The sequence below is a fragment of the Mesorhizobium kowhaii genome (assembly GCF_042431665.1).
Taxonomy (GTDB): domain Bacteria; phylum Pseudomonadota; class Alphaproteobacteria; order Rhizobiales; family Rhizobiaceae; genus Mesorhizobium; species Mesorhizobium kowhaii.
On record NZ_JBHLYT010000002.1, the window covers coordinates 20,303 to 40,568 of the forward strand.

Genomic DNA, 20,266 nt, shown 5'->3' on the forward strand with positions numbered 1-20,266 from the left:
AGAGGCCGCCCCGTATCGCTGCATGCTTCGCTTACATTAGCATGAGTGCATATTTATGCCAGTCGAGCGCGCGTCTAGCACCGCTCTCCTGGTGTCTTCGGATGGCTTGGTGAACGTCGTAATGAGCTAACCGAAAGTCGGCTTCCAGTCGCGATTCCGCTCCGACTTGCGCCCTGCGCGGACTATCGCCCCGAGCAATGTTAAAAGTAGCGATTTCCGCTTCCTCCCCCTACTCCATTGTGACACCCCTTAGTCAAACGGCTTATATTAGCAGTCTCTTGACTAACGGGCCAGCCGGGTCAGAATCCTCTGCTTGGCGCCGGAGATCAATACCGACCGATGACAGGTTGGCGATCAGCGCCACCGTGGGCAAGCGCATCGAATGGCGGGACGGTGGGACATATGGCTGGGAAAGAGGTGATCGCGGTCAAAGACTGGGCTTGCGCCATGAGCGACGAGCTCGGCCGTGTGGTCCTGACGATCAACCCGACTGAGGGCGAGTCTATCTTCGTTTTGATGACATCTTTCCAGGCAGCAAAAATGGCCCAGGAACTGCGGTCGCCGAAACTCGTCCACCTATCCCCTCAATGACACTAAGCGCCATCCCTAGATGCGCGTAGTGCCATTCTCCCGGCTACCAAAATGGCGTGCCGGCGGCGGGAGATCGGCACTTCGCGCTTGGTCTGATCCGCAACCCACCTCAATGATCCCGACCAGTGCGCGAACAAATGCAACCATATCGTTTGCCGTGATGGCTGCCTCGTCGGGACTTTGCCCAATGTGCTCGGCGGCCGCGCAACATGAGAGGCGAATGAGATCGTAGTGTGAATCCCTCTCATCCTCCGGCAACGCCGCCAATTTCATGGCTCGGCGATAAATCAACCGCAGCAATTGTTCGAGAGCTGTTCCGACACTCATGCGTTTGCTCCGCATTTGGTCAAGCGTCCCGCTGCTCCAAGGGCGCGTTGGAACGTCGATGAGGAGGTGTTTCCCGTCCCCTTGGGGAAAGGCTGCATCACAGCCGTTAATATATCGTTTCTAGCTAATATAAGGCGCTTGGCAGAAGCCGCCTGCACAGGCCGGGCGGCCCCCGGTGCCTCCTGGCGAGCAATAGCCCTGGCGACAATACCGTTCGTCACATCCAATGCCCGCAAAAGCTATTCAGCAATGAAACTGTGGTACACGCAGATCGCCAAGCGAACTCGGCCCTGCGACGTGAGAATCCCATGCGAATATTGTTGCGCACCCTCTTCCTCGGCCTCGCCGTTGCCGATCTGTCGCCCGGCTGGGCCACGGCCAGCGATTGCGGCGATGTTGTCGCCCTGGTGCTGCAGGCCTATCCCAAGGCACAGAGGAGCATCGACGGCGCTTCGTTGACCCTCGAACCCCATATCAGCATCCCGCTGACGCTCCCAGACGGCGAAACGCCATTTGGCCTGGTCTGCAAGATCTGGCCTGCCCATGATGAGCTGCTGCTGGTCGCAGTGCCGCTGATGGACAGCGTCGAAGCCAGCGAAGACAGGCATGTTGGCGATATCGAGCTTCTGGTCGTCGACAGGAAGAGCCTGGAGGTGCGCCAGCGCCTGCTCCAGCCCGGGCTGATGACCGATGATGCCATCGCCATCCGCAAGGTTGAATTCGATACCGGTCGCTATGGGCTGGCGCCCGACGTCACGGCCTTTGGCCTGCGCATCGAACTGGCAACCCATTCGCAGGCCACTCCTTTCAACGAAACCGGCTTGCGGCTCTATGCCCTCGCCGGCGATGCCCTGCGTCTGGTGCTCGGTGGCCTTGCCGTGGCCGGCAATGGCGGCGAAGGCGACGCCAGTTGCGCCGGATCCTTTCATTCCAGCCAGGTCAGCCTGGCGATGGGCGCGGCGAGCCATCACGGCTATCGCGACATCATCGTGGTCGAGCGGGCGGATACCGACGAACCCTCCCCCGACAAGAATGGCGAGTGCCAATCCCATCCCGGCAAGTCCGTGAAGCGGACCTACCGGCTGCGCTACGACGGCAGCCGCTATCCGGTTCCGGCGGCGCTCAAGGCAATGGAGCCGTGAGAAAGCCGCTCGCATCGATGGATCGTCGTTCCAATCGGACAAGGCGCAAGCGGAGTGAGGGGCATGCCTTGCATGCGGATGGCCGCCGAGCGATGCTGGCGCGGGGGTGGAGTGAATCATGCGAAAAATTCTGATGTCAGGGCTGCTGCTGGCGGTCGCGTCATTTGCACCCCCCGCCCTCGCGCTGGACAGCAGCGGCACCCCCGTCGTCGTGACGCCGCTGGCATCACGCACGACAACCGCATCCGGCCAGCCGATCACGCTGCCGCAGAAGAACGTGCAGGTTCTGGTGTCGACTTTTGACATCGCGCCGGGTGCGACCTTGCCGGTCCACAGGCACCCCTTCCCGCGCTATGCCTACGTTCAGGCCGGGACGCTGAAGGTCACCAATGTCGAGACCGGCAACAGCAATACCTACAAGACCGGTGATTTCATCATCGAAATGATCGGCCAGTGGCACCAGGCCACCAACATCGGCGATGGTCCGGTCAAGCTGCTGGTGATCGATCAGGTCGAGGAAGGCGCCAAGAACACGGAGTTGCGCCAGTAGCGGCCAAGGGTGATCCGCGACCGGTTGGGCCGGGAGGTGTGCGTCGCGCACAACCACCCGACCCGGGGCTCACCCCCAGGCGCCGACCATCTGCCGCGTCGTGGCGTTCAGCCGGTTGAAGGCGTTGATCAGGGCGATCTGGATGACCAGGGCGGCAAGCGCCTTTTCGTCATAGTGCCGGGCGGCTTCGTCCCAGACATCGTCCGGCACCGCATCGGGCCGGTCGGCGAGCCTTGTGCCGGCCTCGGCCAGCGCCAGGGCCGCGCGTTCGGCATCGGTGAAGTACGGCGTCTCCCGCCATGCCGCGAGGGCAAAGATACGCTCGTCCTTTTCGCCGGCCTTCCTCAACTCGCGCGCATGCATGTCGACGCAGAGGCTGCAGCTATTGATCTGGCTGGCGCGCAGATGGATGAGCTTGCGCGTCACATAGGGCAATTCGGCCGCCTCGGTCGACTTATCCAGCGCCTGCAGCGCCTGCAGGGAGCCGGGAATGAGCACCACCGGATTCTTGATTCTTGCTTGCATGGTCTTTCTCCTTTTGAGGTGTTTCATCAGGGCGTGTCTTGTCGGTCCGGATGCCGCGCATCCAGGCTTTTGAGTTTGATGGGTGTCGTCTGGTGATGTCGGGCTTCAGCCCTGTTTTGCGGCGACCTGTTCGAGCCGCTCGAGGATACGCGGCCAGCCGCTTCCCATGCCGACATATCCGCGCTCATCGGCGGGCCGGAATCCCGACTGCTCCATCCGCACCCGGGTTGCTGCGCCCTCGGGCGTGAGCGACCAGGTCACCACCGTTTTCAGCCCGCTGTCCGATTCCGTCCCGTCACCCCAGCTGTAGGCCAGCAGGCGCGGCGCCTCGACCCGCAGCACCACACAGTTTGTCACGCCGGACCAGCCGGGCACCGGCGTCGCCCGCAAGGTGAACCGATGTCCCTCTTCCGCCACGAAGTCATTCTGCATCAGCCATTCGGCGACGAGCTCGGGCACGGTCAGCGCCCGCCAGATCTTTTCGGCCGCATGCGGGATCAGACGTTCGACGACGATCGATTTGGTTTCAATCATGGCCACTCTCCTTGTCGATCAAGAACGAAACCGCGTTGTCCAAGCGAGATCAATAACCCGCCGGCTATGGGTAAATCCATAACTTATTGGTTATGAGAGTGTCAATCGGGGAAATGCCGCCTGGCCCAAATAGCGGCGCGCTGTTCGCGCTTTCGCGCCAACCGGCCTGATGCTAGGGCTGGCGGCGATATCATGGAACTGGATCGCCCCCTTGACCAAAGAAACTCGCCTGCCGCTTATCGAAATCTGTGTCGAAGGCATTGACGGCCTGCTGGCCGCACAGGCTGCCGGCGCTGACCGGGTCGAACTGTGCGCCAGCCTCATCGAAGGCGGCGTCACGCCGAGCCTCGGCACGGTGCGCGCCGCCCTCGACCAGGCGACCGTGCCCTTTCATGTCATGGTGCGGCCGCGCGGCGGCGACTTTCTCTACAGCGACACCGAATACGCCTCGATGCTCGCCGATGTCATCGCGTTGCGCGACCTCGGCGTGCCCGGCGTGGTGTTTGGCTGCCTGAACGCCGACGGAACCATCGACGAGGCGCGCATGAGTGAATTGACGAAGGCTGCCGGCTCCTTGAACGTCACCTGCCACCGCGCCTTCGACATGACGCGCGACCCGGTCGAGGCGCTCGAAGCGCTGATCCGCAGCAAGGTCGGCCGCGTGCTGACCAGTGGCCAGCGCGATACGGCGGTCGAGGGCATGTCGCTATTGGCGGATCTGGTGCGACAGGCCGGCGACCGCATCGTCATCCTCGGCTGCGGCGGGCTTGACCTCAGCAACATCGCCGAGGTGCGCAGACAAACCGGGCTGGCCGAAATGCATTTCGCCGCCCTCAAGGACGTACCGAGCGCCATGGATTACCGCAACCCGCATGTCGGCATGGGCGGCTCCGACCTCGACCGCGAATACCGCAACACCTTGACCGACACGGACCTGGTGGCGGCCACCATTGCGGCTGCGAAGGCATGAGCGCGACCCCTGCTCCGATCAGCCGTGTATCGGCGCAAGACGAAGCGGCGATCCTTGCACTCAACAACGAGCACGCGGCCGAACTGTCGTGGCTGGAGCCCGAACGGCTGTCCTTCCTGCTCGGCGAGGCGTTTTACACGCGGCGCATCCGCGATCTCGAAGCCTTCATCATGACCTTCGACCAGGATGCCAATTACGACAGCCCGAATTTCGTCTGGTTCCGCGAACGCTACCCCCACTTCGTCTATGTCGACCGTGTCGTCGTGGCGGCACAAGCGCGCGGCCGCGGCCATGCGCGCCGGCTCTATCAGGATCTGTTCAGCCATGTTGAGCGCGCCGGCCACACGCTGGTCACCTGCGAGGTCAACACAAATCCGCCGAACCCCGCCTCGGATGCCTTCCACGCCGCACTCGGCTTCGCCGAAGCCGGCGACGCCGTCATCCACGGCGGCAAGAAGGCGGTGCGCTACTACGTCAGGCGAATCTCCGCCTGACCCGCTGGTGCTGGCCACACAAAGACGCCGCAGCTAAAATGAATGTTTCCGCCAACCGGAGGAAACGCGATGCCGAGCAACGTCTTCCGCTTCGACGAAAGCTGGCACATCCCTGAGGGCACGCCGCAGGAAGTGTGGGAGGTGCTCTCGGATGCCGAATTGCTGCCGCTCTGGTGGGGCGACGTCTACAAGGAGGTGGTGCCGCTCGACAGGAAGGGCAAGGCGACCATCGGTTCGCGCGCAAGAGCACGGGCTCGCGGCGCCCTGCCCTACGAGTTGAACTTCATCATCGAGGCCGCTGAACTCGAACCCGGCCGGCTGGTGGTGGTGAAAACCCTTGGCGATTTCGACGGGCTGTGGCGGGCGGAATTGTCGCCGTCCGGCACCGGCACTCATGTGCAATTGACCTGGCAGGTCACGGTGCTGAGACCGATCCTCAAATTTCTCGCACCGCTGCTGCGGCCGGCCTTCGCCTGGAACCATCGCTGGACAACGCCGCGTGGTGAAGCCGGCCTGCGACGGTATCTGATCGATAAAAAGAGCCGATCGGCTTAACCGCGGCCTCTAAATTCCAATATACGACTGCCGTGTAGACGTCACCAGTTGCGGTTAAGCCATTCGCGTGCCGGTCGCTCGATGATGTAGTAGCTGCAGAGCGCACAGACAAAGACCCCGGCCAGCATCGGGATCGGCGCGCTGCCTTGCTCGTAGACGAATTTGTAGAACGGCTGCTGCCACAGATAGAGCGAATATGACCACAGCCCCAGCGTTGCCATTGGCCAGGAGGACAACAATCCGGTCAGATAGCGCGGGCTGAAATCGAGCGCGTTGACGGCCAGCGCCAGCAGCGGCACCGCGAAGAGATAGTGGATCGGCGTCGGCACCGGGTCGAGGAACAGCAGAACGGCGCAGATCGATGCCGCCAGCGCCACATGCTTGCCGCTGAACACCGCCGGCAGCCTGCCATCGGCCTTGAGCAGGCAGATCGAGGCCGACAGCAGGATCGACGCGATATGCACATCGGTGCGCCAGTAGGTGGTTTCGTAGTCCATTCCGAAGACCCAGTACGAAACCGCGCCGTTGGCCATGGCAAGCAAGGCCAGCGCCAGGAGCAGCACGACGACGCGAGAGCGGCTTAGGACGACGACGCTGATCAGCGCCAGGATGATATAGGCGTGCTCCTCGATGCAGAGCGACCAGATATGGTCGAGCGCTCCCGCTCGCGTAACGAGGATGCCGGCATAATTGTAGGTGAATGTCAGCGCGGTCAGCGCCGCCTTCCATTTGAAGGCGATGAATGTGCCGGAGAGCGCAATCATCACGACGACCACGAAAACCAGAAGCGCCGGATAGATGCGGGAGAAGCGGCGCTTGAAGAATTTCTTCAGCGGGTAGCGCTCGATGAACAGGATCTCGCCCATCAGCCGGCCGCTGAGCACGAAGAAGAATTCGACGCCCAGCACGCCCAGATTGATTCCGGGAACGGGAAAGAAATGGCCGATCAGCACCAGGGCGATCGACAGGCCGCGCCAGCCATCGAGATAGGCCAGTCTTGTTCTGGCCGCTCTGTCGGCGACGGGTCGGGACGGGACGACATGCGTCGCGGAGATGTCGGTCATGCCGCTCCCTTCGCATTGAAATATGCGAAAAGGGTCGCAGGTCGTGATGACACCCCGAACCCGGCTCGCGCTTGGTCACCGGTATAGTGCAGTGCAATATCGCTTTGTGCAAGTGCGAGATTGCCGCTGGCGCGGGTCCAGGGAAAGTATCGGTCCGGACTGTTTGAAACAAAGGGTTGGTGCGCGGAGCGATTCCATCAGGAACTGGACAGCTACAGGCCGCCGCACGCGAAAAGGGGCCGCTGTGGCCCCTTTCCTTGTCCGCACTGCTAAGCAATGCCAGGAAAACTGTGAAACGGTTTTCCTGGAAAAGCGCGTAGCGCTTCCCCTAGGGAATTGCGTCAAAACAAAGAGATAGAGCGGTTCGGCGTGTCCGTGAAACGGCGAACCGCGCTAGCGTCAGGCGTTGGCGGCAGCCACCGCGCGCTTGGCCATCACCGCGATCAGATTGGCGCGGTAATCGGCCGAGGCGTGGATGTCGGTCATCAAATTCTTCGCCGGCACCTTCACGCCTTCGAGCGCCGAGGCCGCGAAATTCTTGGCCAGGGCTGCCTCGATCTCTTTCGAGCGGAAGACGCCGTCGTCGCCGGCGCCGGTGACGGCGACACTGACGCCATCCTTGCCCTTGGCCACGAACACACCGACGATCGCATAGCGCGAGGCCGGGTTGCGGAATTTTTCGTAGGCCGCCTTGGCCGGCGCGGTGAAGCTTACCGCGGTGATGATCTCGCCGTCCTTCAACGACGTCTCGAACAGACCCTTGAAGAACTTGTCGGCGGCGATCGCGCGCTTGTTGGTAACGATGGTGGCGCCGAGCGCCAGCAACGCCGCCGGATAGTCGGCCGCCGGATCGTTGTTGGCGATCGAGCCGCCGATTGTGCCCCGGTGGCGCACCGCCGGATCGCCGATCAGCGACGCCAGATGGGCAAGCGCCGGGCAGGCCTTCTTCAGCTTCTCGTCATTGGCAACGTCAAAATGCGTGGAGGCAGCACCGATGGTGACCGTCTTGCCCGACACCTTGACGCCCTGCAGCTCCTTGATCTTCGACAGGTCGACAAGGTCGGAGGGCGCGGCAAGCCGCGTCTTCATCGCCGGGATCAGCGTCATGCCGCCCGAAAGCAGCTTGGCGTCACCCGCCTTGATCAGCTTGGCGGCATCGGCGACCGAGGCGGCGCGGTGATAGTTGACCGAATACATGCTCTTCCTCCTCAGTGTTTCGTCGTCGCACGAATCGCTGCCCACACGGTGGACGGCGATGCCGGCATGGCAAGATCGTTGCTGCCGATGGCGTCGGTGATGGCGTTGATCACCGCCGGCGGCGAGCCGATGGCGCCGGCCTCGCCGCAGCCCTTGATGCCAAGCGGATTGCCCGGGCATGGCGTGTTCGAGGTCGAGACCTTGAACGACGGCAGGTCGCCGGCGCGCGGCATGGTGTAGTCCATGTAGCTCGCGGTCAGCAGCTGGCCGCTGTTGTCATAGTGGGCGCCTTCGAGCAGCGCCTGGCCGATGCCTTGCGCCAGCCCGCCATGCACCTGGCCCTCGACGATCATCGGGTTGATGATGTTGCCGAAATCATCGGCGGCGACGAACTGGATGATCTCGGTCATGCCGGTTTCCGGGTCGACCTCGACCTCGCAGATGTAGCAGCCGGCCGGAAAGGTGAAGTTCGACGGATCATAGAAAGCCGTCTCCTTCAGCCCGGGCTCCATGCCGCCCGGCAGATTGTGGGCGGTGTAGGCAGCGAGCGCCATCTGGAACCATGGCACGTTCTTGTCAGTGCCGGCCACTTTCAACGCGCCGTTCTCGATGATGATGTCGCCCTCGTCCGCCTCGAGCAGGTGGGCGGCGATCTTCTTGGCCTTGGCCTCGACCTTGTCGAGCGCCTTGACGATGGCCGACATGCCGACCGCGCCGGAGCGCGAGCCATAGGTGCCCATGCCCATCTGCACCTTGTCGGTGTCGCCATGGACGATCGAGACGGAATCGAGCGGCACGCCGAAGCGCTCGTTGACCAGTTGCGCGAAAGTCGTCTCATGGCCCTGGCCATGGCTGTGCGAGCCGGTCAGCACCTCGATCGTGCCGACGGCATTGACGCGCACTTCCGCCGATTCCCATAAGCCGACGCCGGCGCCAAGACTGCCGACAGCCGCCGACGGCGCGATGCCGCAGGCCTCGATGTAGCAGCTCATGCCGATGCCGCGCAGCAGCCCCTTCTTGGCGGCGGCGGCCTTGCGCTTGGCAAAGCCGGCATAGTCCGACGCCTGCATCGCCGCGTCGAGCGAAGCGGCATAGTCGCCGGCGTCGTAGCACATGATGACCGGAGTCTGGTGCGGGAACGAGGTGATGAAGTTCTTGCGGCGCAACTCGGCGGGTGAGACGCCGAACTGGCGCGCAGCGGTCTCCATCATGCGCTCCATGACGAAGGTTGCTTCCGGCCGCCCTGCCCCGCGATAGGCATCGACCGGCGCGGTGTTGGTGTAGATCGCCTTCACATTGGCGTGGATGGCGGGGATGTTGTACTGGCCCGACAGCAGCGTCGCATAGAGGTAGGTCGGCGTCGCCGACGAGAACAGCGACATGTAGGCGCCGAGATTGGCCTTGGTTTCGACCTTCAGGCCGAGAATCCTGTGATCATTGTCGAAGGCCATTTCAGCATGGGTGTGATGGTCGCGGCCATGCGCGTCGGTAAGAAAGCTCTCGGTGCGATCGGCCACCCATTTGACCGGCACGCCGGTCTTCTTCGACGCCCACAGGCAGACGATCTCTTCGGGATAGATGTAGATCTTCGAGCCGAAGCCGCCGCCGACATCGGGCGCTATGACGCGCAGCTTGTTTTCCGGCGCGACATTGTAGAAGGCGCTCATCACCAGCCGCGCCACATGCGGGTTCTGTGACGTCGTCCAGCAGGTGTAGTGATCCTCGGCCTTGTCGTAGTGGCCAAGAGCCGCGCGCGGCTCCATGGCATTGGGCACGAGGCGATTGTTGATGATGTCCATCTTGACGACATGGGCCGCCTTCTTGAAGGCCGCGGCCGTCTCGTCGGCATTGCCGATGTCCCAGTCGAAGATCAGGTTGTTGTCGGCCTCGGGGTGGATCTGCGGCGCGCCCTTGTCCATCGCCTTCGACGCATCGACGACGGCCTTGAGCTCCTTGTAGGTGATCTCGACCGCCTCGGCAGCGTCGCGCGCCTGCCCCTTGGTCTCGGCCACGACGACCACGACGGCATCGCCGACATAGCGGACCCGGTCGAAAGCGAGTGGCGACCACGCCCCCATCTTCATCGGCGAGCCATCCTTGGAATGGATCATCCAGCCGCAGATGAGGTTGCCGATGCCGTCGGCCTTGAGCTCCTTGCCGGTCAGCACGCCGATGACGCCGGGCATGGCTTGCGCCTTTTTGACGTCGATCTTCTTGATCTGCGCATGCGCGTGCGGGCTGCGCACGAAGGCCGCGTGCTTCATGCCGGGAACCACCATGTCGTCGACATAGCGGCCGGCGCCGGTGATGAATCGTTTGTCTTCCTTGCGCGCAACCCGAGCGCCAACACCTTCAATGCCCATCAGAAATTCCTCCCGAAAATTTTAGGGGAGCAGGTGAGTAGGGCAGTAAGGCAGTAGGGAAATTGGCTGCTGGTTCCCTACTGCCTTACTGCCTTACTGCCCTACTGCCTTGTCTATCTCACGCAGCCTGTTTCGCTTTGCCTTTCGACCCCTTGGACATCGTCTTCGATGCGGCGAGGATCGCCTTGACGATGTTGTGGTAGCCGGTGCAGCGGCAGATATTACCTTCGAGCTCGGTGCGCACCGTCGCTTCGTCGAGGCCTTCGGGGTGGCGGTTGATCATGTCGGTCGCCGTCATGATCATGCCCGGCGTGCAGAAGCCGCACTGCAGCCCGTGATGTTCCTTGAAGGCGGCCTGCACCGGATGCAGATCGGCGCCATTGGCCAGGCCCTCGATCGTCACCACGGTCGAGCCCGAAGCCTGCACCGCGAGCATCGAGCAGGACTTGACCGCCTTGCCGTCGACATGGACGACGCAGGCGCCGCATTGCGAGGTATCGCAACCGACATGCGTTCCGGTAAGACCGAGATTCTCCCGCAGGAAGTGAACCAGAAGTGTTCGGTCCTCGGCAGCACCGCTGACCCGCTTTCCGTTCACTATCAACGAAACGTCCGACATGGTTCCTCCCTGGGTATCAACCTTGGTCATCACGCTGCCGACGCGGTGTTGGCGCTTCGGCCATGCGTTATTCGTACACTGCACAACGGACAAAAAACAGCACGTCTAAAAATCGTTACATTGTACTTTCGGTCATGGCCGAGCCCAAACGTGAAGCCCCGGTCGCCCCATTGCCAAAACATGGTTTGAGGGCAACAATGTTGTCAGACGCCCGCGCGCCCGACGCGCATAAAACAGCGTCGGAGGAAATGCGGAGAACGCAGCTGGCCAGTTCACGGACGCGCTATGCATGCGGCCTGTCGGCGCTCACCACGGATGAGCCCGACATGGACGCGTTCGCCACTGCGATCGCGTTGGAGGCTGCGGCAATCGATGCCGGCTTCGCCCTGCTGTTCTTTTCCCAGAGCCTTGTCGAGGCCGACACTCTTTCCCAGGCGCTGATGACCCACGCACCGGCGCTCCACCACGCGGGCTGCTCGACCGCCGGCGAGATCACGCCGCAGGGCCTCGAGGACGGCCATGTGCTCGCCATGCTGCTTCCGTCCGCCGCGTTCACCGCCGTCAGCGTGATGGTCGACAACCTGTCCTCGTCGGGCATGGACAGCATCACCAGCGAGGTCGAGGCTTTGCGGCGGTCGCTGCGCGCGCGCCTGGGTTGCGACCGCACCAAAGGCACGTTCGCGCTCTGCTTCATCGACGGGCTTTCCTATGCCGAGGAAGCGGTGAGTTCGGCCATCCACTGGGGCCTCGACGACATACCGCTGCTCGGCGGCTCGGCTGGCGACGACCTGAAGTTCGAGACGACGCGCCTGATCTGGAACGGCAAGGTCACCTCCGACAGCGCCATCATCGTGCTGATCGCCACCGAAATTCCCTTCCACGTCTTCAAGACCGACAATTTCGTTCCCACCGACGAGAAGCTGGTGGTCACGGCGTCCGATCCCGATCACCGCATCGTGCGCGAGTTCAACGCCACCAACGCCGCGGAGGAATATGCCGCATCCGTCGGCATTGTCCCGCAGACGCTGACGCCGCTGAGTTTTGCTTCGCATCCGGTGGTGGTGAAGGTGGGCGGCGAATATTATTGCCGGTCGATCCAGAAGATGCATCCCGACGGCTCGCTGTCGTTCTTCTGCGCCATAGACGACGGCGTCGTGCTGTCGATCGCCCAGCCCAAGGACATGGTCGAATCGACGCGCGCGGCACTGCGGGATGTCGAGGAGCGGCTTGGCGGCATCGACATGATCCTCGGCTTCGACTGCGTGCTGCGCCGGCTGGACGCGCGCAACCGCCAGGTCTTTCGCGACATCTCGGAGCTCTACCGGGTCAACAATGTCATCGGCTTCGGCACCTATGGCGAACAGTACCGGTCGATGCATTTGAACCAGACCTTCACCGGCATCGCCTTTGGCCAACGACAGGCGGCGGAATAAGATGCCGCTGAGGGACATAAACGACCTTGAAAAGCTGAAGAAGATCAACGCGGCACTGGTCAGCCGCGTCGAGCGATCGATGGACCAGCAAGGCAATGCCTTCTCGCTGTTCCAGACCGCGATTTCGCTGGAAAATCGGGTGCGTACGCGCACCGAGGAGCTGCACTCGACCTTGCGCCGGCTGGAGCAGTCGAACATCGACCTCAGTGCCGCCAAGGAAAACGCCGAACTGGCGAACCTGTCGAAGACCCGCTTCCTTGCCGCCGCCAGCCACGACGTGCTGCAGCCGCTGAACGCTGCCCACCTCTCGGTTTCGGCGTTGGCCGAAGTGCAGACCAGCGACGAGGGCAGGAAGCTGGTGCGGCAGGTCGAGCGCTCGCTGGAGACGATGGAGGACCTGCTGCGCACGCTGCTCGACATCTCCAAGCTCGACGCCGGCGTGGTGCAACCCGACACTAGCGACGTCAGCCTCGAAGCGCTGTTCTCGTCGCTGCGCTCGGATTTCCAGCCAGTGGCGGAACTGAAGGGGTTGTCGCTGAAATTCAGGCCGGTCAACGCCGTGGTCCGCTCCGACCGCACGCTGTTGCGCCGCATCCTGCAGAACATTCTCTCCAATGCGCTGGGCTATACACGCTCGGGCGGCGTGCTTGTCGGCACCAGGCATCGCGGCGACACCATCCGCATCGACGTCGCCGATACCGGCTGCGGCATTCCCGAAGACCAGCGCGAGGCGGTGTTCGAGGAATTCCACCGGGGCACCTCGCCGGCCAATGCAGAACTAGACGGCGGCGGTCTCGGGCTCGGGCTTGCCATCGTGCGCCGCATGGCCAGTGCGCTCGGCCATCCCGTGACATTTTCATCGAAGGTCGGCCGCGGCACGATCTTCCACATCGATGTTCCCGTCGGCATCGGCGCCCCGGCCGACGCCATCGCCAACAGCGCCGACATGGAACGGCCGCGCGGCTACGGCCTGTTCGGCACCAAGGTGCTGCTGATCGAGAACGATGTCGAGGTGCTGCAGGCCATGACCTTCCTGCTCGAGCGCTGGCAATGCCTGGTGCGGGCCGCGACCTCGACCGACGACGCGCTGGACATGCTTGGCGACACCGACTGGGTGCCCGACATCGTCATTGCCGACCAGCATCTCGACGGCGGCGATCTCGGCACCGCCACCATCGCCGAGGTCCGCGACTATCTCGGCCGCGCCGTGCCGGCCCTGATCGTCACCGCCGACAGTTCCGAAGCCGTCGCCAAAGCGGCGCGCGCGGGCGGCATCGAACTGATGCGCAAACCGCTGAAGCCGGCGCAGTTGAGGGCGCTGCTGGCGCATTTGCTGGCTTGATGCATGTCGCCCAAAAGTGCGCAGCGGTTTTGGGACAACGACATGCATAAAAACAGAGATCTAAAGCGCGACGCGCTTTAGATCCTTATCCCGCATTATCCGATCGTCTGGAGGAATCGCGCGCCCGCAAATAATTCTGTGGATATTTGTGTTGTGACGAGCTGGTGTCGTATCGGCCAAGTGAAGGAGGAGTATCTATAAGCAACTGGGTCGGGGGAATTCATGAAGCGGTTGCTTGTTGGCGCGGCTTTTCTTGCCGCTGGTGTATTCGGCGCGGATACATCGTTTGTTTCTTATATTAGAGGAAATGCAGGGATAGGTGCTCTTGCGCAAGAGGAGCAAGGCACTTCGCCTCAACCTGGTGCGCCTGCGGGCTTCGGCAATGGTGGAGCGGCACTGGGCAACGGGCAGCCGACGGACGGCACGTCAGCGTCGCCCACTGCGACACCGGGTGCGGATGCAGGGGCGGGTGGAGCGGCCGCCAGCAGTCCGGATGCGGCGGCGAAGATCGGCGCCGAGCCGGCCGATGCCGAGGCAACCGACAGCAAGGCGGCAGACGGTACGACAGCGAAGACGACCGATACCGAAGCCGCGCCTGAGGAGCCGGCCGCGGCACAGGCGGCAGCCGCTACTGCTACGACCGACAGCGGCGATCCCGAGGCCGTCGGCACGCCGAAGGTAGACCTGCCGAAGACTGCCGGCAATGGCAATCTCGGCTATACCATCGGCATCGATGTTCCCGCCTTCCATGGTATCGAGCCGCAGATAACACTCACCTACAACTCTTCACGCAAGACCAAGCTTGGCGGCCTCTACCAGGGCTGGCTCGGCTATGCCTGGGGGCTCGATGGCTTCGATGTCATCGAGCGGGCAAGCCCAGGCTATGGCATGCCGAACTTCGATGCGACCGATGTCTATCTGCTCGATGGTCAGGCCATGGTCGCCTGTGTCGCTGGCATGGTGTCTCCGTCCTGCTCGACCGGCGGCACGCATGCGACGGAGAATGAATCCTATCGCCGCGTCACGCGCATCGACGCCACCAATGAATGGAAGGTGACCGATCGCGACGGCACTGTCTCGACCTTTAGCTCGGTGGCTGCGGTGGCCAACCTGACGCCAGCTGCCGGCACAGCCTATGACCTTGCCATGCGTTATCGCTGGCTGCTGACCTCGGTCACCGACACCAACAACAACAAGGTCACTTACAGCTATACTTGCCTGCCCAGCCCGGTCTGCTACCCCGCCAGCATCAGCTACAACGGTGTCTCCGTCCTGTTCTATTACGAGACGCGGCCCGACCCAATCCTGATGGGCAATGGCCGTGATATCTCGGTGACCAGCCAACGCATCAAGACGATCGGCGTGACGGTCAACGGCGTGGTGCGCAGCGCCTATAAGCTGATCTATGACCAGGCGCCATTCTCCGGCACCTCGCGCCTGACCCAGGTCACCCGCTACGGCACCGACGCCACCGGCACCGCCGACGGCACCATCACCGGCGGCACCGCAAAAGTCCTCGGCCAGATGACATATCAAAACGCGGGCTGGAACTACACGACCATCAACACACCGATCTTCGAGCACATCGCGCCCAGCTCTGCCCCCGACGGTGCTTCGCAATACGTCAACCCGCGAGAAGTTGGCGATCTCGACTTTGACGGCCGCGATGAACTGTTTGGAGAATATTCTGAAGCGACCTGGACAACGAGCGGCGGGGACCATACGACACATACAACGACCACAAGGAACAGGTATGAACGAATTATAAAATTTGGCCAGAACGGCACGCCAAGCGACATAAAAACGGTTGGTGTTGGCACGTCGATTGATTACAAACCTTACGATGCAAATAATATTCCGATTGCAGATAATATATTTCATGAACATGGCCGTTTCAAAAGCCTGAAGAATACATCTGATTTTGCCGGATATCTTATACACTCTTCAGCATACACAGACGGGGCCACCGGGAGAGTAACCTACACACGCTCTGTTTCTAGCTATCTCATTTTGACTGACCCGCAGCTTGCTCTAACCAACGTCGGTTGTGGGGCGAGCCCACCGGCTGGTTATGAAGCGATATGCGCCAGTCTGCCCATATTGAATCCGAGCAGCGTAGCTCCGGGCGATACCGTTTCGCCTCCAGTCGCAAATTATCAGAACTCTGTAGTTGCAACTCCGTATGTCGTTGCGGATCACAACGGGGATGGAGTTGACACGCTGGATTTGAAGGGTGGCTCTACCTCCAATACGATTGTGGGCCTCGGGGACTTTCTCGGCAATGGCAAGCAGCAGCCTTTGTTCATAACGGGAACCTCCATCCAGAAAGGCGTCCTGACGAGTGGAGTATGGCAAGCTGGCGGAACGTCATCCGGAATCGATTGCAGTGGCTCTACATCTAGCGCTGGCACTTGCGTATTTGCCGACATAAATGGTGACGGCGCAACTGATGTTGCCCGCTACGCCACCTATGACAATCAAATCACAGTGTACCTGTCGACAGGGGTTGGCTTTAAAAGCTACGCAGCCGCTACCAATGTTTGGGGTCGCGACGCAATATTTCGTGATTTTGATAACGACGGGAAGACGGACGTCTTCACCCTGAGCGATTTCACAGTTGGCTCGGATTATACGCGCGCGATAGAGGTCTTCTCTCTCCGGCCTTCTTCATCCACCGCATACATTGCTTCTGGTTCTGCGGGAGCGATTGGCCCTGTCGGCGACGTTGTCGGCGACTTCAACGGCGACGGCCTGCCCGATTTCACCGACTACAACAACATGTTCATCTCCAACGCCAATGGCGGCAATCCGAACCTGCTGCGGAACATAACGACAGAACTCGGCGGAACAGTCGCGGTCGACTATGCGCCGTCATCGACCTGGCAAAACAACTACCTGCCGCAGGTCGTACATGCCGTATTGAAGCTGTCGGTCGGCGATGGCCGCGGCCAGACGGCGGTGAGCACCTACACCTATGCCGGCGGCAAGTACGATCCGGCGGCGCGCAAGTTTTTGGGCTTTGCCTCGATCGTCGAGACCAGGCCGCTGGCCAATGGCGAGACGGCGGCACCCTCGAAGATCGAGACGACGTATCGCCAGGACCTAGCCAGCTACGGCCTGCCGTCGCTGACGCTGTGGAAGGATGGCGCCGGCGTGGTGCACAAGCGGGTGGCCGAGACCTATGCGGTCAACACGGCGACAAAACCCTATTGGGTGCAAAACACCTCCACCGACACGACGCTGACCGAGAACGGCTCGCTGTCGACCAGGGTCGAGCGGGACTTCGACGCCTATAACAACATCACCGAGATCAGGGACTATGGTCGCACCGACACCAGCGGCGACGAGACCTGGACGTCGCGGCGCTTCGTCGCCAACACGGGGGCCTACATCGTGTCGCTGCCCCGCGCCGAGAGCGTGCGGGCGGGCATGGACGATGCCTTGCCTATCCTGCGCTATCACTTGAACTTCTACGACGGCAGCACCGACACCAGCGACGCCCCGGTGGATGGCGACCTGACGTGGACGGTTGACTACAATGATCTCTACGGAACACCGCAGAAGGCAACAAATCAGTTCTTCACTTATGACAGCTACGGCAACAGGACTGTGGCGACAGACCTCTGCCACAGGACCGAGTGGGATTACGACACCACTTATCACCTCTATCCCATAACCGAGCGAGCGCCGAAATACTTCGCGACCTGCGGACAGGCCGACACGCGCTTTGTCTCAAGGGCAACGTACAATCCTACGTGCGGCCTGCCGGCGACCAAAACCGACTTCAACGGCCTGGTCAAAACCTTCACCTATGATGCGTTCTGCCGACCTTTGCAGGTGTCGCAGAGTGTGACCGGCGCCTATGTCAAGACGCAATTCTTCAGTGAAGGTGATCCGAACAATCAGCGGCTGATCAAATACACGTCGCTGCCCAATAACGCGGGTGAGGATTTTACCGTCTCTCGCTATGACGGGCTCGGCCGGGTCTATCGCGTGGAAACCCCCGGCGATACGGCGGCTGCCGCAAGGCGCTTCACCGAGACCGAGTACGACCTGCGCGGCAATGTGCTGCGCACCGCCTTCCCGCATTTCGACGGCGAGGCGGCGCAGTGGACCACCAACTCCTATGACTGGGCCGACCGGCTGGTGAAGACGGTCAATCCGGATGCCAGCCAGCGCACCTATGCCCAGGTTCTCAACGGCTCCACCGGGATCACGAACCCTCGCTTCCAGGGCGTGCTTGCCACCGACGAACTCGGCCACAGGACCGATACCTACAATTGGGTGCATGGCGAAACGGTGGCCATCGCGCGCGATGGCACCGGCCTCATCTTGGTGGAGCGGCGCAACTACGACCCGCTCGGCCGCTTGATCGGCGTCACCGATCCCGGCGGTGCGGACTGGACCTACACCTACGACATGCTCGGCAACCGGCTGTCGGCCTCGGATCCCGATCTGGGCACCTGGACCTATTCCTATGACGGCGCCAACCGGCTGGTCAGCCAGACCGATGCCAGGGGCACGGTCACGACATTGGCCTATGACCAGATGGACCGGCTGACGCTGAAGACAGCGACAGCACCCGGCGGCAGCACGGTGACACTGGCACAGAATACCTATGACCAAGCATTGGCTGGCTACTACAACATCGGCCAGCTCACCACGTCACAGAATGCTGCTGCGACGCAGGGTTACAACTATGACGGTCTTGGCAAGCTCGCTCGTCAGGTCACGGACTTTGCCAGCCCCATCCTCCAGCATGCCACCTACGACGTCCATGATCGCTCCGGCCAGACCGTGAGGAAGGTGTATTACCCGGCGCAGTTGGAGTTCGGCACCTCGGACAACCCGCTGCAATACACCGCCGGCAACAGGCTCTACTCGGCTCCCGGCTTCATCGCCTCAACCGTTTACGAGGCGGATGGCCAGACCAAGGAGATCACCTACGCCAACGGCGTGAAGACCTCCTTCACCTATTCTCCGTACCGCCGCTGGCTAACGCGCGTCAAAACGGAAAAAGGCGCCACCGTCCTGCTCGACGATCAGTATGCGCGTGACACCCTTGGCCGGATTATCGCCATCACCGGGCGGACGCCCGCCGACAGCTGGACTTATGTCTATGACGGCGCCGACCGGCTGACCTCATCCAACAATGCCGGCAACAACGCGCTCGACGAAAACTTCGTCTATGCCGCCAACGACAACATGACCTCACGAACGCGGGTGGGCACCTATGTCTACCCCTCGGGGGGCGCAGCTCGTCCGCATGCGCCGGTCACTGTCGGCGCGAAGACGCTGGCCTATGACGCCAATGGAAACATGACATCAGACGGCGCCAGAACGCTCATTTGGGACGAGGCCAACCGGCTGAAGACCGTCACGCTCTCATCCAACACCGTCAATCTCGCCTATGGGCCAGACGGAGCGCGGGCGAAGAAGACCTCCGCTTTCGCCACCACGCTCTATCCCGACGCCTCCGTCGAGATCGATCCGAAAACACCGGGAGCGGAAATCTACACCCGCTATCCCCATCCCGACATCAAGGTCGTCAACGGCGCCATATACTTCCTGCACCGCGACCATCTGGCCTCGGTCCGCATGGTCACCGATGCCGCCGGCGCCATTTTCGAGCAGACCAACTACGCCAGCTATGGCGAGCGCCTCAACACCGGATTCCAGACGCAAAAGTCCTACATCGGCGAGCGCTTCGATCCCGAGACAGGGCTGCTGTATCTCAACGCCAGGTACATGGATCCGGTGCTGGGGCGGTTCATTTCGCCGGATGATTGGGATCCGACGCTGCCTGGGGTTGGTACAAATGGATACGCATATGCCCAGAATGATCCGGTCAACAAGAGTGATCCGAACGGGCACCAGAGTCTTGTTGCGACCTTGGCAGAAGATCCACGAGGGCGCGTTGCGGCTTTAGGCGGCATGGCGGTAGCCTATGCTGCCATGAAGATGACCGAAGGTCTAATAGCCGGTGCAATAATTAGCAGTCCGCCGGATTTAGGGCTATCCGCACCTGCTCCAAACCCAACAGGTCCGAGTGTATCGGCAAGAACGTGGGACACCTACAAAGAGGTCCAGGCTCAAAATAAAGCGCTAGCACAAAGCGCGACCAACAACGAAACCAGGCAAGCCCACCATATCGTTCAAGACGCTGCTGTAAGAGATTTGCCTGGTTATAACCGCAATATGGCTCCGTCAATATCAGTAACAGCTTCACAGCACTATCGGATGACAGCGTTCCAGCGAACCACCTCGCTTCCCAGAGGAACTCTGGTAAGGGAGTATGCCGTCAGTTATGCTACCCAAGTATATGGGGGTATCAATCCGTCGGAGGCCGCACGAAACACAAAGAGATCTAAAGACTATTTTGGCGGTTATCTTGGCCTGCCGGGAAACACGCCGACAAGAACGCCTAGTGGCCCATCCCAGTCTGGGGGATCGGGTTCGGGAGGGAGCGGAGGACCTGGTCCGGGAGCGAGCGGAAGTGGTCAAACCACCAACGTGAGTCCGCGAGCGTCGTACTAAGAGACCATCTACAGCAGAAGGAA

16 protein-coding genes are annotated in these 20,266 nt (G+C 61.7%); 9 read left to right on the forward strand and 7 right to left on the reverse strand.

The window, feature by feature from the left end:
* Positions 1-402: 402 nt before the first annotated feature.
* Complete coding sequence (locus ACFFNA_RS00845; protein WP_378914875.1) at positions 403-591, forward strand: hypothetical protein; 189 nt, start codon at positions 403-405, stop codon at positions 589-591.
* Between the two features lie 15 nt (positions 592-606).
* Here the strand turns inward: ACFFNA_RS00845 and ACFFNA_RS00850 are convergent, their stop codons facing one another.
* Positions 607-918 carry a hypothetical protein gene (locus tag ACFFNA_RS00850; RefSeq protein WP_146606171.1) on the reverse strand — a complete coding sequence of 104 codons (312 nt, stop codon included), beginning with the start codon at positions 916-918 and terminating at the stop codon, positions 607-609.
* Between the two features lie 308 nt (positions 919-1,226).
* On the opposite strand from ACFFNA_RS00850, the gene ACFFNA_RS00855 reads away from it, so the two are divergent.
* Entirely contained in the window at positions 1,227-2,060 is an 834-nt protein-coding gene (locus ACFFNA_RS00855) for a PA3715 family protein (protein WP_378914877.1), read from the forward strand.
* 118 nt (positions 2,061-2,178) lie between these two features.
* Positions 2,179-2,610, forward strand: a complete 432-nt coding sequence (locus tag ACFFNA_RS00860) for a cupin domain-containing protein (RefSeq protein ID WP_111547403.1) — start codon at positions 2,179-2,181, stop codon at positions 2,608-2,610.
* A 69-nt stretch (positions 2,611-2,679) separates the two neighbouring features.
* Here the strand turns inward: ACFFNA_RS00860 and ACFFNA_RS00865 are convergent, their stop codons facing one another.
* Positions 2,680-3,135 carry a carboxymuconolactone decarboxylase family protein gene (locus ACFFNA_RS00865; protein WP_378914879.1) on the reverse strand — a complete coding sequence of 152 codons (456 nt, stop codon included), beginning with the start codon at positions 3,133-3,135 and terminating at the stop codon, positions 2,680-2,682.
* 105 nt (positions 3,136-3,240) lie between these two features.
* The gene (locus tag ACFFNA_RS00870; RefSeq protein ID WP_378914881.1) at positions 3,241-3,669 is read right to left on the reverse strand and encodes an SRPBCC family protein; all 429 of its coding nucleotides are present in this window, start codon (positions 3,667-3,669) and stop codon (positions 3,241-3,243) included.
* Positions 3,670-3,838: 169 nt separating this feature from the next.
* On the opposite strand from ACFFNA_RS00870, the gene ACFFNA_RS00875 reads away from it, so the two are divergent.
* The 3 genes from ACFFNA_RS00875 (at position 3,839) to ACFFNA_RS00885 (ending at position 5,688) form a co-directional block, all read left to right on the forward strand.
* Positions 3,839-4,639: a copper homeostasis protein CutC gene (locus ACFFNA_RS00875; protein ID WP_111547406.1), complete on the forward strand. Its 801-nt coding sequence runs from the start codon at positions 3,839-3,841 to the stop codon at positions 4,637-4,639.
* On the forward strand, positions 4,636-5,133 hold the full coding sequence (locus tag ACFFNA_RS00880) for a GNAT family N-acetyltransferase (RefSeq protein WP_378914883.1): 498 nt from the start codon (positions 4,636-4,638) through the stop codon (positions 5,131-5,133). The genes ACFFNA_RS00875 and ACFFNA_RS00880 overlap by 4 nt, the downstream gene beginning before the upstream one ends.
* A 69-nt stretch (positions 5,134-5,202) precedes the next feature.
* Complete coding sequence (locus ACFFNA_RS00885) at positions 5,203-5,688, forward strand: SRPBCC family protein (protein ID WP_378914885.1); 486 nt, start codon at positions 5,203-5,205, stop codon at positions 5,686-5,688.
* Between the two features lie 41 nt (positions 5,689-5,729).
* Here the strand turns inward: ACFFNA_RS00885 and ACFFNA_RS00890 are convergent, their stop codons facing one another.
* From ACFFNA_RS00890 to ACFFNA_RS00905, 4 genes are all read right to left on the reverse strand, one after another.
* Positions 5,730-6,752 carry an acyltransferase family protein gene (locus tag ACFFNA_RS00890; protein WP_378914887.1) on the reverse strand — a complete coding sequence of 341 codons (1,023 nt, stop codon included), beginning with the start codon at positions 6,750-6,752 and terminating at the stop codon, positions 5,730-5,732.
* A gap of 399 nt (positions 6,753-7,151) precedes the next feature.
* The gene (locus ACFFNA_RS00895) at positions 7,152-7,949 is read right to left on the reverse strand and encodes an FAD binding domain-containing protein (protein WP_378914889.1); all 798 of its coding nucleotides are present in this window, start codon (positions 7,947-7,949) and stop codon (positions 7,152-7,154) included.
* A gap of 11 nt (positions 7,950-7,960) precedes the next feature.
* Complete coding sequence (locus tag ACFFNA_RS00900) at positions 7,961-10,312, reverse strand: xanthine dehydrogenase family protein molybdopterin-binding subunit (protein WP_378914891.1); 2,352 nt, start codon at positions 10,310-10,312, stop codon at positions 7,961-7,963.
* 118 nt (positions 10,313-10,430) lie between these two features.
* The gene (locus tag ACFFNA_RS00905) at positions 10,431-10,931 is read right to left on the reverse strand and encodes a (2Fe-2S)-binding protein (RefSeq protein WP_378914893.1); all 501 of its coding nucleotides are present in this window, start codon (positions 10,929-10,931) and stop codon (positions 10,431-10,433) included.
* A gap of 248 nt (positions 10,932-11,179) precedes the next feature.
* On the opposite strand from ACFFNA_RS00905, the gene ACFFNA_RS00910 reads away from it, so the two are divergent.
* The 3 genes from ACFFNA_RS00910 (at position 11,180) to ACFFNA_RS00920 (ending at position 20,243) form a co-directional block, all read left to right on the forward strand.
* Positions 11,180-12,364 (forward strand): FIST N-terminal domain-containing protein, encoded by a 1,185-nt coding sequence (locus tag ACFFNA_RS00910; RefSeq protein WP_378914895.1) that lies wholly within the window; start codon positions 11,180-11,182, stop codon positions 12,362-12,364.
* A gap of 1 nt (position 12,365) precedes the next feature.
* Complete coding sequence (locus tag ACFFNA_RS00915; protein WP_378914897.1) at positions 12,366-13,706, forward strand: hybrid sensor histidine kinase/response regulator; 1,341 nt, start codon at positions 12,366-12,368, stop codon at positions 13,704-13,706.
* A 222-nt stretch (positions 13,707-13,928) separates the two neighbouring features.
* Entirely contained in the window at positions 13,929-20,243 is a 6,315-nt protein-coding gene (locus tag ACFFNA_RS00920; protein WP_378914899.1) for an RHS repeat-associated core domain-containing protein, read from the forward strand.
* The last annotated feature ends 23 nt before the right edge of the window (positions 20,244-20,266 follow it).